The sequence below is a fragment of the Priestia veravalensis genome, assembly GCF_001457055.1.
Classification (GTDB): domain Bacteria; phylum Bacillota; class Bacilli; order Bacillales; family Bacillaceae_H; genus Priestia; species Priestia flexa.
In genome coordinates this window covers 20,046-31,923 of sequence record NZ_KQ758669.1, presented here as the reverse complement: position 1 = coordinate 31,923, position 11,878 = coordinate 20,046, and the positions used below count along the sequence as shown (strand labels likewise).

The 11,878-nt window shown below is 37.7% G+C and carries 14 protein-coding genes and 1 pseudogene; 1 reads left to right on the top strand and 14 read right to left on the bottom strand.

The genetic code is table 11. The features are described 5' to 3' along the window. Positions 1-165 (top strand): annotated as a pseudogene (locus AS180_RS22675) (IS4 family transposase); the annotation flags it as partial. A 364-nt stretch (positions 166-529) separates the two neighbouring features. Here AS180_RS22675 and recO read toward each other — a convergent pair. From recO to rpsU, 14 genes are all read right to left on the bottom strand, one after another. Beyond that, the gene (recO, locus tag AS180_RS15145) at positions 530-1,297 is read right to left on the bottom strand and encodes a DNA repair protein RecO (protein ID WP_025911629.1); all 768 of its coding nucleotides are present in this window, start codon (positions 1,295-1,297) and stop codon (positions 530-532) included. A 25-nt stretch (positions 1,298-1,322) separates the two neighbouring features. Continuing rightward, positions 1,323-1,466: a YqzL family protein gene (locus AS180_RS21750; RefSeq protein WP_064484023.1), complete on the bottom strand. Its 144-nt coding sequence runs from the start codon at positions 1,464-1,466 to the stop codon at positions 1,323-1,325. A gap of 117 nt (positions 1,467-1,583) precedes the next feature. Beyond that, entirely contained in the window at positions 1,584-2,489 is a 906-nt protein-coding gene (gene era / locus AS180_RS15140) for a GTPase Era (protein WP_025911630.1), read from the bottom strand. Between the two features lie 142 nt (positions 2,490-2,631). Next, on the bottom strand, positions 2,632-3,015 hold the full coding sequence (locus AS180_RS15135; protein WP_025911632.1) for a diacylglycerol kinase family protein: 384 nt from the start codon (positions 3,013-3,015) through the stop codon (positions 2,632-2,634). After that, positions 2,993-3,463: an rRNA maturation RNase YbeY gene (ybeY, locus tag AS180_RS15130; RefSeq protein WP_025911633.1), complete on the bottom strand. Its 471-nt coding sequence runs from the start codon at positions 3,461-3,463 to the stop codon at positions 2,993-2,995. The genes AS180_RS15135 and ybeY overlap by 23 nt, the downstream gene beginning before the upstream one ends. Continuing rightward, entirely contained in the window at positions 3,460-5,553 is a 2,094-nt protein-coding gene (locus AS180_RS15125; protein ID WP_035321374.1) for an HD family phosphohydrolase, read from the bottom strand. Before AS180_RS15125 ends, ybeY begins: the two co-directional genes overlap by 4 nt. A 66-nt stretch (positions 5,554-5,619) precedes the next feature. Further along, positions 5,620-6,591, bottom strand: coding sequence for a PhoH family protein (locus AS180_RS15120; protein ID WP_025911635.1), 972 nt, complete (start codon positions 6,589-6,591; stop codon positions 5,620-5,622). A 3-nt stretch (positions 6,592-6,594) separates the two neighbouring features. Next, positions 6,595-7,782, bottom strand: a complete 1,188-nt coding sequence (gene yqfD, locus AS180_RS15115; protein ID WP_025911637.1) for a sporulation protein YqfD — start codon at positions 7,780-7,782, stop codon at positions 6,595-6,597. Positions 7,783-7,798: 16 nt separating this feature from the next. Further along, on the bottom strand, positions 7,799-8,083 hold the full coding sequence (gene yqfC / locus AS180_RS15110) for a sporulation protein YqfC (protein ID WP_025911638.1): 285 nt from the start codon (positions 8,081-8,083) through the stop codon (positions 7,799-7,801). A gap of 60 nt (positions 8,084-8,143) precedes the next feature. After that, positions 8,144-8,635 carry a hypothetical protein gene (locus AS180_RS15105; protein WP_025911640.1) on the bottom strand — a complete coding sequence of 164 codons (492 nt, stop codon included), beginning with the start codon at positions 8,633-8,635 and terminating at the stop codon, positions 8,144-8,146. A 14-nt stretch (positions 8,636-8,649) separates the two neighbouring features. Continuing rightward, positions 8,650-9,633, bottom strand: a complete 984-nt coding sequence (gene floA / locus AS180_RS15100; protein ID WP_025911641.1) for a flotillin-like protein FloA — start codon at positions 9,631-9,633, stop codon at positions 8,650-8,652. Then, the gene (locus tag AS180_RS15095; protein WP_062687062.1) at positions 9,633-10,967 is read right to left on the bottom strand and encodes an NfeD family protein; all 1,335 of its coding nucleotides are present in this window, start codon (positions 10,965-10,967) and stop codon (positions 9,633-9,635) included. Before AS180_RS15095 ends, floA begins: the two co-directional genes overlap by 1 nt. A gap of 151 nt (positions 10,968-11,118) precedes the next feature. After that, positions 11,119-11,562 (bottom strand): GatB/YqeY domain-containing protein, encoded by a 444-nt coding sequence (locus AS180_RS15090; RefSeq protein ID WP_025911644.1) that lies wholly within the window; start codon positions 11,560-11,562, stop codon positions 11,119-11,121. Between the two features lie 18 nt (positions 11,563-11,580). Next, positions 11,581-11,754, bottom strand: coding sequence for a 30S ribosomal protein S21 (gene rpsU / locus AS180_RS15085; RefSeq protein ID WP_003152957.1), 174 nt, complete (start codon positions 11,752-11,754; stop codon positions 11,581-11,583). Positions 11,755-11,878: the final 124 nt, after the last annotated feature.

Sequence of the window (11,878 nt, the reverse complement as noted above, 5' to 3'; positions counted from 1 at the left end):
AATCAAGTGTACATCGCGATGATTGTCTACTGTTTAAACGTACTGGCTCAGTTGGGTACAAACAGTTCACGGACGTACTTACAAATTAGTCGGTTGTTAAAAGCAGCACCGTGGAAATCCGCACACATTTGGATTCGAAAAATAGCAGGAAGAGCTGTCCCGTAAAGGTTTAACCGTCTCTGTCGCCCTCGCCAAAGGTTATAGTGAAAAAATGGATGATTACTACCTCTGTTCACGTGTCTTCATTTTTCTTCTCAAACGGAAAAATAATAAAACAGAAAATTCAGTCAATATTTATGCGACGTTAGTGAAACATTATATACTTTTTATTCAAAAGTAAAAGATGAAAAGATATATTTTTAAAAGGATTTTTTATTCTATCATGTTACGGCCAAAAAAACATGAAAGATGCCTGTAACTTTTTTAATGACTATTCGCTTTTTTAAATCAATAGTAAAAAGGGCGTCTCAAATATTACTTTATCCTTTGAGGCACCCTCACGTTATGTTATAAAACTCATACGTAACCTTTATTCGCTTTTAGTTGGCAGTGCCGCTTTCAAAGATTCCATCTGAGTTAAAAATCGCTTTGTTTTTAAATACAAGCCTGAATACTCATCATAATATTGATCAATAATAAAGTGCAATTGTTTTTTCGTTTCCGGCTTAACTGAAATAGAGCCTAGTCTTTTTAAATCCATATAATAAAATAAGCGCAGTAATTTAACGGTCATGGGCGTCAGTTTAAAATGATACGGATCTTTTTCTAGGCAACGGTGACAAATAAAGCCCCCTTCGCGTACAGAAAAGTGGAAAGTTCCTTCTTTTGCATGACAGACCGCGCATTCATCAAGAATTGGATATAAACCTAGTACATTCAACATCTTCATTTCATAAATATACATTAAAATTTCAGTATCGTATCCTTCATTCATATAATGAATCGTTTGGTAAAGTAGCTCAAACAGAAACGGATTTGGCTTGTTGTTATCTGTTCCCTTATCCGTTAATTCAAGAATATAAGAAGCATACGCGGTTGTAAAAATATCTTCGCGTATGCTTCTCATAGAAGAAATCACTTCACCTTGCTGAAGAGTTCCCATTCCTGAACCTGCTTGTATAAAGAAATAGCCATACGTAAATAACTGTGTCACAGAAGCTAAACGGCTACTCGGCTTCTTCGCGCCCCTGGCCATTAAGCCTACCTTGCCCAATTCACGTGAATAGATGGTTACAATTTTATTTGATTCACCATAGTCATTCGTTCGAATAACAATACCTTCACATTTTTTAAACAAACTTTATCACCTACTGTTGGGAAGGCTACGAAACTGGAGAATTGAGACCATCAGTATCATCTTCGTGTGCTTCAGGCCCTTCTATTACCTCTTTTTCAAGTTCTTTGAAAAGAAGGTATGTATCGATACTACCTGTTTGTGAAAAGACGTTCCAAGTAAAATTCAACATAGAACTCCCACCTTTCTAATCGTATAGCTCAGATACAATTTCAATTCCTTACGTTTAGAATAGCCTTCCTAGCTAAAATCATGTAACACAATTTTTTACAATTTGTGATGTGTTAATTTAATATTCATCTTCTCTAAAACCATAGTCTCTTAAGTGTGATGAACGGTTGCGCCAATCTTTTTGCACCTTCACCCAAAGCTCTAAGAATACTCTTGAACCTAGTAAAGCTTCAATATCAGCACGCGCTTTTCTACCTACTTCTTTTAGCATTTTCCCTTGCTTTCCGATGACGATGCCTTTTTGAGAATCGCGTTCAACAATAATTGTTGCTCCGACGTATATAGCACCGTTATCTCGCTTTTGCATGGAGTCCATGACAACTGCAATGGAGTGAGGAATTTCTTCGCGCGTTGAATGCAATACCTTTTCACGAATTAATTCTGTAATGATAAAACGCTCTGGATGGTCCGTTACTTGATCAGCAGGATAGTATTGCGGACCTTCTGGAAGCACTTTTTTAATTTGCTCTAACAAACGCTCTACATTGTTTCCTTGCAAAGCAGAAATTGGGATAATTTCAGCGAAAGGATATAGATCCTTATACGTTGTGATAATTGTAAACAACTCATCTGGGTGAATTTCATCAATTTTGTTAATGACTAAAAACACGGGTGTCTTTGTCTCTTTTAAACGCTCAATGATAAACTCATCACCACGACCTAACCCTTCAGCTGCGTTTACCATAAACAGCACAAGATCTACTTCTTTTAAGGTATTTTGCGCAACTTTCATCATAAAGTCCCCAAGCTTATGCTTAGGCTTATGAATCCCAGGTGTATCAATGAACACAATCTGTGCCTCATCTTCTGTATAAACGCCTTGAATTTTATTACGAGTTGTCTGTGGCTTGTCACTCATAATGGCGATTTTCTGCCCAATTACTCGATTTAAAAAGGTAGACTTCCCAACATTAGGTCTACCAATAATTGAAACAAAACCTGATTTAAATGTATGATTACTCATGTAAAGCCTCCGATGATTGATCCATTCATAATATTCTTATCACCTTTTCTACAACACGTAATCAGTTTAGCATGCTGTAAAAAAGAGCAAATCTTACTATAGCATCATTATAGCACAACGCTATATAGAGAATACAAACAACTCATGAAAAGAAGATGTATTTCCAAAAGATAAGGATGCCAATAACAACAGCAAAACACGCATAAACCAACACTGCCGCAGCGGCAGCATCTTTTGCGTGCTTTGCTAAAGGATGACGTTTAGTTGTAATTAAATCCACTGTTTTTTCAACAGCCGTATTCATAAGTTCTAAGCTAAACATACCTGCAATTAACAGCAGAACAACCAGCCATTCTGTTAATGAGATACGAAACCACAAGCTTGCTAAGATAACTACAAAGGAAGCGAAAACATGAATTTTCATGTTTGCTTCCTTTGTAACTACATACTTAAATCCTTCTATTGCATAGCCAAAGCTACGAACTAATCGTCTTATTCCTCTTTTATCGCGTGAGTCCATGCTCATCTAAAATATCCTTTTGACGTGTAAACATTTGCTTCTCATCTTCAACCGTTTCGTGATCATAACCAAGCAAATGTAAGAAACCATGTACGGTTAAAAAACCTAGTTCGCGCATAAAGGAGTGGCCATATTCTTCAGCTTGCTCAACTGTTCTTGGAACGGAAATAATAATATCGCCTAAAACTCGCGGCATTTCCTCTCCAAAGATTTCAATCTCCCCTTCGCCCATTTCCTCTAAAGCAAAAGAAATAACGTCCGTCGGCTTGTCCTTGTCACGATATTCACGGTTGATTTCTTGAATACGTTCATTGTTTACAAACGTAATTGATACTTCTGTTCCGTCTTCTACACCTTCTTTAGCAGCAGCTACTGCTAATAAGGCTTCTAATGTTTCTTTTTGTTCATTTGTTATTTCATTTGTTTCATCAATAAAGTCAATTAATAAACTCATGCTTTCACCTTCTGTTTTTTTAATTCAGGATACTCAATACGAGAATGGAATATACCATTTAGCGTCTCACAAAGAGCTTGTCTAATCAATTCCAATTCTTTTAATGTAATATCACATTCAATAAACTGCTCATCTTCAACTCTGTCATTAATGATGCTTCGCACTAGCTTCTCAATCTTTTCTGGGGTTGGATTGGGCATCGAACGCACAGCAGCCTCTACGCTGTCTGCAATGCAGATGACGGCTGCTTCTTTTGTTTGTGGCTTAGGCCCCTCGTAACGATAGTCTTCTTCTTTTATTTCTTCTTCTGTTTGTTCCAATGCTTTATGATAGAAGAACTTTAATAAAGACGTTCCATGATGCTGCTCGGCAATATCAACAATCTCTTTTGGTAGCTTATGCTTGCGCAAAATAGCCGCTCCGTCTGTTGTATGAGATGTAATGATATTTTTGCTGACTTTTGGAGATAACGTATCATGTGGATTACGAATATTCATTTGGTTCTCAATAAAATATTGAGGACGCTTCGTTTTACCAATATCGTGATAATAAGCCCCTACGCGTGCGAGCAAACCGTTCGCTCCAATTGTTTCACAAGCAGCTTCTGAAAGGTTAGCTACCATTACGCTATGATGATACGTACCCGGCGTTTCCGTTAAGATTTTTCTCAGTAAAGGATGATTTGGACTAGATAGCTCAATTAGCTTCATTGTTGATAAAATACCAAAGCCACTTTCAAAGAAAGGAAGCAAACCAATGGCTAATACTGAAGAGATAATGCCAGATGCCATTGCCATTAAGCTATAATAACCAAGCTCCATTGTATCTAACTGACCATTTTTAATAAAAATAATTGATAGACTAACAATCACATTCATTAGCGCGACAACGAGTCCTGCTTGAAGCACTCTTGCCTTGCGCTGTTTGTCCATTAAAAACAAGATAGCTGTAATATTACTAATCAAAAAGTAAATCCCTATATTCATATTAAACACTGTTGTCAATTCACCGTTAAAAATAATGCTACCGCAAATGGCAAAAATGATGCTGGAAATAATGGCAATCTTCTCATTCATTAACACTCGCAGCAAAATACCACCAACAGCCACAGGGGCTAAGTAGCCAATTTCAGATAAATCAATTCGTTGAAAAAAGCTTAAGATTTTCATTAAAGCAATCGTAATACTTGTGATAATTGCATATAAAAGGAGTGGCTTATATGTATTTGCATGAAGGCCTCGCAAATAAAAAGCTGCTCCGCCAATCATAATAATAATTAGCAAACTTAAGCCAATAAACGGTTGCAGCATTCCTTTATTGTTTAACAGCCCAGCAAGCTGAAGCTGACGGTAGATATCCGCATTGATGAGCTGATTTTCTTCCACAATAATTTGACCTTGCTTAATCCGCACAGGCTCTATTTTTTCAACTGCTGCTTGGCGATTTTCAGATGTTTTTTGTGGATCGTAAATGACATTTGGAATAATAGAAGATCTTGCGATTTCATTCATCGCAGCCTTTAAGCTAGAACTTACATTAGTTGTATACACCAGCTGCCCCTCAGCTTGGTCTTTCATTTCTTCTAAGTCACTAATCATAACTTGGTTTTTCATTACGTGGTGGACTGCTGTAACAACCGCATCTTTTGCAACCGATAATTCTTCTTTGTTCGTCTGTAAAAGCTCGCTAATTGCCTTGTCAGATAGACCCTTACGAATATTATCTGGAAGCTTGTCCTGCAACATTTCTTGCTTGCTTGTTTCGCTTTTATTTTCTAACTGATCGTACTCTTTATTCACTTCAATAATAGCATCAAAAATAGATGCAACAAGATCGACCTGGTTTTGTGCATATTCTGTTTTTTGTGTATACACATCTTCAACTGCTTCTTTTGCCTCTGCCTTCTTCTTTTCTGTACTTTCTTTATCTTCAATTGTCACAGGTGAGTAAATCGTCTCCGGTGAAATCGATAAAAGCCTCAAGTCCAATTCTTCTGGCTTTACATTGCTGTACATAGACGCAAACATAATGAGACCAATTAAAGCATATAACCCTAGTTGAATTAACCGCAGCTTTTCGATCTGTGCCATTGTTTGTTTAAAAAACCGAAACTTTGACACACCAATTTCCCCCTTTTACAAAAAATAGACCCTAAATTAAAGGGTCTCTTTGTCAAATTGGTCATACGCTTGAATGATTCGACCAACCAATGGATGACGAACGACATCTGATTGATCTAAATGGATAAACGAAATGCCTGTTACATTATTTAATATTTTTGTAACTGACCCTAATCCAGACTTCACACCTCTAGGCAAGTCCACCTGTGATACGTCACCTGTAATAATCATTTTTGACCCGAAACCCAATCGAGTTAAAAACATTTTCATCTGTGCTAATGTTGTATTTTGCGCCTCGTCTAAAATGACAAAAGCATCGTCTAATGTACGGCCACGCATATAAGCAAGTGGAGCAATCTCAATTACTCCTCTTTCTATTAGTCGCTGCGTATGCTCCGTTCCTAACACATCATGCAGCGCATCATATAGTGGTCGTAAATAAGGATCTACCTTTTCTTTTAAATCTCCTGGTAAAAAACCTAAGCTTTCCCCTGCTTCAACAGCTGGGCGCGTTAAAATAATACGCTTTACAAAACCATTTTTTAAGGCGTTAACGGCCATTACTACGGCTAAATACGTTTTTCCCGTTCCCGCTGGTCCAATACCAAATACAAGGTCATTCTTTTTAATAGCAGAAATATAGTGACTTTGCCCTAATGTCTTAACACGAATTGACTTACCCTGTACATTTTTGGCAATCTCTTCTTCATATACATCTTCAAAAAACTCCAGCGTACCTTTTTTAGCAAGCTGAATTGCATAGACAACATCTCGTTCTGAAATTGTAATGTTTTTACGAATAATTGTTACTAGCTTCTTTAACATTTCTTCAACGGTTTGTACATCTTCAGGGTTACCTGAAACAATGACTGTTTCACCTCGAGAGATGATGTTTACATTCATTTCTTCTTCAATTCTTTTCAAGTTAACATCCTGAACACCGAATAAAGAAATTGCTTCGTTTGAATCGTCAAGTTGTACGTTAATTGTTACTAGCTGTTCTGACATTCCTCAATCTCCTTGAATAATTGGTTGGGTACTCGCAATATTTTCTATAACCTGGTAATGTATTGATAATTTTACTTTACCATTCTCAAGTTGCTGGTGCAAAACTTTTTCACCTTTTATTTCAGCATCTTCACTTAAAAATGCTTTTAATTGTTTTCGACCCGTTTCAAGCCCTTTCGCAACGGCTTCTTGTTTAGAGTATACCCGTTTTGTAGTTTGATCTTCTCTTATAATCACTTTTTCATAAGAAAGGGGTGTTTTCCACTTGAAAAAGTACAGCGGCTTCACTTCTTTTTCAACTTTTGTCGTTCTATACTTTTCTTTTGAAAACGCCCAAAGCGGCATTTTAAATGCGCTTAAATCTAAGTAGTGCTTATTATAGGATTCTCCAGTCAGCACATGAAAATTAGTTTCCAGTGGAACTTCTACTTCAGACCTGTACCATGTCTCCCCATAAACTTCTCCTTTTGCTGATACAACCTTCTTATTTTTCTCGTTACCAATAATACCAGAAACCAGTACTTCACCTTCATTTACCACGTCGTTTACTTTTACCAAAGGTTGTCCTTTCTCAACAAACATTTTTGTAATCGTTGCTTTTTTAGCTGCAACTAAATGCTGATGAGATGATTTCTCCTGCTGCTTTGGTTCATTCTTCTCAACAACTTGAAAGTGATAAGAAGTTCCCTTAACCTCTACACCGACCCATGTGATATTATTCATGGAGTCGGTTAAGTAACGCTGTATTTGCTCAGGACTACCTAATGAAAATTGAAATTCTCCTCTCTTAACGCCAACTTCCTTTAGCTTCTTGGTCATTTCATATTCTGTTTCTGGAGAAGCTCCAGTTATCTCAACTTTCCATATCATATTAGATAGCAGCGTAAGCAAAAGAAAAAAAGAAAGAACGCCTAATACAAACCCGCTGTTTCTCCACATTGTTTTTGTAAAAAAAGGAAAGCCTTGCCGATGTACAAAATAAATTTTGCAGTCAGCTTTTCGAATCAGTATACGAATTTTTTTGACGTCTTTCAACAAAATAGTGGCTGTAATACAACCCTCTTCTACTTTTTTGACATGAGAGATCATAATTCCTTGGCGCACGCATAAATTCACAAAACGTTCAATACCTTTTCCAACAATTCGAATTCGAACGGTTCCAATAATAAAGTTTGTCCATCCATTCTTCATTATGTTCCTCCTACCCTTACTGTTCTAAATAAAGAACTTGATTAATTTTCCCTTCTAACACTAATTCTTCAGGTAAAATCACCTTTATCACGAGTCCTTCACCGCGGACTAGCATTTGTCCCTGCTTCAACAACACTCGTATTTCAGTATCAGAAAAGGCTAATAAACCTTTGTGATTTTCAATATATATGTGTATTTGTCCAACTAACGTAATCCGAGGAAGATCCATTAACACATCAGCGGGTAGTTCCATCGTTTTCGTCATCCATCTTTTCATTTGCTGTCTCCATGTTTTGCTCATAAAAAAGAACCCCCTTTCATCTCATGTTTATGAGAAAGGGGGTTAATGTATCACATCTATTTATCTTTTATAACTTCGTCTTTTCGACTTTGGCGGTCCTAGTACTTCCGACCAAATAACACCTTGAATTGCTGCTTTCTTCGAAAACACAACGGGACGAGTAGATGTATCCTGCTTTTTGTTGATAGATGAAACTGAGCTCGTTTCAGCTCGCTTTGGTATTTCTCTTTGAGTCTTTAATTGTTCAAGCTTTTCCTGAAGCTCATTCCGAACGGCTTGAGCCTCTTCTTTCATATCTTTCTTAGCTTCTACTACCGTTTCTTTTTTGTTGCGCTCAGAAGGACGATAGGGTATTCGTTTTGGTCGATTTCTCTCTTCTCTAGAAGTAGGATTACCAACAGGAGGCATTGGCTGGCGCTGTGGGCGTTTTTCTTCCTCTTCTGCCCCTGAACCAATATAACGTTGAATAACGTTTAAAATAAAGCCTCCGACGATGATAACAAGAAAGAGATGTCCGATAATAAATTCAAATATGCCTTGAATTATGTTCATGAGGAGAGCCCTCCTTATTTCTCTTCGTCATCCTGTCCCATTTTGCCGATAGAATCTCTCATGTCCGTGTCTGCATCAATGTTTCGGATATTCATATAATCCATCACGCCAAGGTTACCAGAGCGCAGTGCTTCTGCCATCGCTAACGGAACTTCCGCTTCGGCTTCTACTACTTTTGCACGCATCTCTTCTACTTTTGCACGCATTTCTTGTTCTTGTGCTACAGCCATTGCACGGCGCTCTTCCGCTTTTGCTTGTGCAATGTTTTTGTCAGCTTCCGCTTGGTCAATTTGAAGGACTGCACCAATGTTTTTACCGATATCGATATCTGCAATATCAATTGATAGAATTTCAAAGGCTGTTCCTGAATCCAACCCTTTTGTTAAAACAGTTTGTGAAATCATATCTGGGTTTTCTAATACCTTTTTATGATCTTGCTGAGAACCAATTGTAGAAACAATCCCTTCACCGACACGGGCAATAACTGTTTCTTCTCCAGCTCCCCCTACTAAACGGTCAATGTTTGCACGTACTGTAATACGAGCTTTTGCTTTTACTTCAATACCATCCATCGCCACACCTGAAATAAAAGGTGTTTCAATTACTTTTGGATTAACGCTCATTTGAACAGCTTCTAACACATTACGACCCGCTAAGTCAATCGCAGCTCCACGTTCAAATGATAGTTCAATGTTTGCACGCTGAGCAGCAATTAACGCATTAACCACGCGGTCAACGTTACCACCTGCTAAGTAGTGGCTCTCTAGCTGATTTGTCGAAACATCCAATCCAGCTTTACTTGCTTTAATCAATGGATTTACAACGCGAGACGGGATAACGCGACGTAATCTCATTCCGACTAGTGTAAAGATACTAATACGTACACCTGCTGCTAATGCTGAAATCCACAGCATTACCGGTACAAACGTAAAGAATACGGCTAATAGTATAATGCCTAAGCCAATTGCAACAAAAAATAATAAGCTACCTGGTTCCATTATTTAACTTCCTCCTCGGTTGGTAAGTCTTTCACTTTTCGTACCACAACTCGTGATCCTTCTACTTTCATCACTTTCACTTTAACATCTTTTGCTAAATAATTCCCCTCTGATACTACGTCGATGTATTCATCATTGATTGAAACTGTACCAGATGGTCGAAGTGGTGTAATTGTTACCCCTTCTTTACCGATCAATTCATAACGATTTTGGTTAGAAACATAACCCGACTCTGTATTAAGTGAGTCACTTAATACCATCTTTCTCAACGTTTTCATTCTCTTACCAAAAAATTTCATCATAACAAACGCTCCTCCCAAAGCAACAGCACAAGCAATGATTAACGACACTCCCATTTGCACGTAGTTATCCGTAGTGAGAAAGAAACTAACAAAAATAGCCCCTAACCCAATTATTCCTAATATTCCACCTGGTAAGAAAAGCTCTAAAAGCAGAAGAACAATTCCAATAATAAATACAATAATTGCTTCCATTCCTGCTAATCCCGCTACCAGATGACCATAAAAGAATAGAAGTAGCGCACCAATTCCCATGGAACCAGCTAAACCAAACGTTGGCGTATAAAGCTCAATCACTAAACCTAGTCCTCCTATCGACAGCAAAATTGGTACGACTACTGGATTGGTAACGAAGCGAGCGATATGCTCTGCCCAGCTAACCTTTGTTGTAATCACATCCGAATTTTCATAGCCTAATTTATCTAATAGCTCATTTAAATTAGCAACTGTTCCTTCAGAATATTGTACGTCTTCCGCTTGTTTAGGAGTCAGCGTTAGCAGTTCTTTATTCGTTATGTCCAGCTCTGGCAGCTCAATCGATTTATCTGCCATTGCCATTGCATATTTTGGGTCGCGTCCATTTTGCTCAGCGGCGCTTTTCATCGCTGATAGCCAATAAGACTGTGCTTTGTCGTCCGCTGCGTTACTTGACCCATCAATAACAGCTGCAGAACCCATTGTTGATCCAGGAGTCATATAAATTTCATCCGCATTTAAGGCAATGTATGCTCCTGCGGATAATGCTTTTTTATTGACGAGCGCAACAATGGGAATATCCGTTTTTGTAATACTTTTTCCAATATCAGAAGCAGCATCTACGGTCCCACCAGGCGTATTAATATCTAACACAATTAAATCTGCCTTTTCGGTTTCTGCTTCTTTAATACTACGGTTTAAAAAAGCGAGAAGTCCTTTTTCAACTGTATCCTCAACTGGAATGACATATACTTTCTCTGAACTAGCAGTGAAGGCTTGTGGCAAGAAACAAAGTATGATAAACGTAGCGACAATGATGCTTACAGTTATTTTTTTCACTTATTCTATCACCCCTCCTCTCTTTGCATCATATGAGTGCTTATCTTCTTATACGATTAACTTTACAAATAGTTTCAAGTTTTTGAAACTTTTTATGTATGAATATGAACCTATAACATATAAAAAACACCTTACGTGTGTAAGGTGTTTTTTACGATAAGTGTTGAAGAACAAGCTTATTTACAAGAGAGCCATCAGCTTTACCTTTCACTTTAGGCATAAGCGCTCCCATAACTTTCCCCATATCAGCTTTAGAGGAAGACTGCGTTTCTTCAATCGTTGCTTTAATCAATTCGCTTAACTCTTCTTCACTTAGTTGCTTAGGCGCATAAGCTTCTAATATAACTAATTCAGAATGAATTTTATCAACAAGATCTTGACGACCTGCTTTCTCAAATTCATGGAGGGAGTCTTTACGTTGTTTGAATTCGCGAGAAATAACCGTCAACTCGTCTGCTTCAGTTAGATCGTGGCCCAACTTAATGGCTTCATTTTGAAGAGATGCTTTTACCATGCGAATCACAGTTAGCTTCTCTTTCTCTTTGTTTTTCATCGCTTGCTTCATATCACTATTTAAACGCTCGAGAAGACTCATAATAAATCCACCCTCTTATTAAAACTTGCGCTTTCTAGCAGCTTCAGATTTCTTCTTACGCTTTACGCTAGGCTTTTCATAGAATTCGCGCTTTCTTGCTTCTTGTAACGTACCAGTTTTTGAAACTGAACGTTTGAAGCGACGAAGAGCATCTTCAAGCGATTCGTTTTTACGAACAACTGTTTTTGACATTCTAATTCCCTCCCTCCGAACAAAACCACTAACATCATAATGACATGTGTTAGACATGTCTTTTGCCATTATAATATAATGAACTCTTAAGGTCAACCAGTTTAAATAAAGTAATAAACCCATT

Excerpts from the sequence above, each read along its gene's own strand:
- AS180_RS15135 (WP_025911632.1), bottom strand. The coding sequence starts at position 3,015 with ATGAGCATGGACTCACGCGATAAAAGAGGAATAAGACGATTAGTTCGT.
- ybeY (WP_025911633.1), bottom strand. The coding sequence starts at position 3,463 with ATGAGTTTATTAATTGACTTTATTGATGAAACAAATGAAATAACAAAT.
- yqfC (WP_025911638.1), bottom strand. The coding sequence starts at position 8,083 with ATGAGCAAAACATGGAGACAGCAAATGAAAAGATGGATGACGAAAACG.
- AS180_RS21750 (WP_064484023.1), bottom strand. The coding sequence starts at position 1,466 with ATGTTGAATTTTACTTGGAACGTCTTTTCACAAACAGGTAGTATCGAT.
- AS180_RS15125 (WP_035321374.1), bottom strand. The coding sequence starts at position 5,553 with ATGGCACAGATCGAAAAGCTGCGGTTAATTCAACTAGGGTTATATGCT.
- era (WP_025911630.1), bottom strand. The coding sequence starts at position 2,489 with ATGAGTAATCATACATTTAAATCAGGTTTTGTTTCAATTATTGGTAGA.
- AS180_RS15090 (WP_025911644.1), bottom strand. The coding sequence starts at position 11,562 with ATGAGTCTTCTCGAGCGTTTAAATAGTGATATGAAGCAAGCGATGAAA.
- AS180_RS15120 (WP_025911635.1), bottom strand. The coding sequence starts at position 6,591 with ATGTCAGAACAGCTAGTAACAATTAACGTACAACTTGACGATTCAAAC.
- yqfD (WP_025911637.1), bottom strand. The coding sequence starts at position 7,782 with ATGAAGAATGGATGGACAAACTTTATTATTGGAACCGTTCGAATTCGA.
- AS180_RS15105 (WP_025911640.1), bottom strand. The coding sequence starts at position 8,635 with ATGAACATAATTCAAGGCATATTTGAATTTATTATCGGACATCTCTTT.
- rpsU (WP_003152957.1), bottom strand. The coding sequence starts at position 11,754 with ATGTCAAAAACAGTTGTTCGTAAAAACGAATCGCTTGAAGATGCTCTT.
- floA (WP_025911641.1), bottom strand. The coding sequence starts at position 9,633 with ATGGAACCAGGTAGCTTATTATTTTTTGTTGCAATTGGCTTAGGCATT.